This is a genomic window from Belnapia sp. AC561, from assembly GCF_979252845.1.
Window position 1 is genome coordinate 1 of record NZ_CEEDBP010000128.1, and the last position, 377, is coordinate 377.

Consider the following 377-nt stretch of genomic DNA (forward strand, 5'->3'; position numbering starts at 1 on the left):
GGCCATGCAGGATGCGCGACAGGGTTTCGCGGGCAAAGCCCAAACGGCGCGCCAGTTCCGCGACGCTGATGTTCAGCTCGGGCAGCACGTCTTCTCGCAGCGTTTCGCCAGGGTGTGGCGGGTTGAAAATGCCCATGGTGCGTTTTCCTTTTCAGTGGTAATCCACGTAGTTGACCAGTTCGATATCGGAATCGACGAAGCGAAACACCATTCGCCAATTAGCGTTCACCGTGAGCGACCAGTATTGATCAAGCTCGCCCTTGAGCGGGTGCAGCCGCCAGCCAGGGATGTCGAGGTCGGCCGGTGCGACAGCGTGGTCCATAAACTGCAGCTGTCGCGCGAGGCGTTTGGCATGATCGGCTTGAATGCCGCGGGTC

At 59.9% G+C, this 377-nt stretch carries 2 protein-coding genes; both read right to left on the reverse strand.

What is annotated here, in order from left to right; all coding sequences use genetic code 11:
• The coding region (locus AC0IW9_RS30425; protein ID WP_471652045.1) for a HigA family addiction module antitoxin at positions 1-136 on the reverse strand (136 nt) is incomplete at its 3' end.
• 15 nt (positions 137-151) lie between these two features.
• On the reverse strand, positions 152-377 hold a 226-nt coding region (locus AC0IW9_RS30430), incomplete at its 5' end, for a type II toxin-antitoxin system RelE/ParE family toxin (RefSeq protein ID WP_471652044.1).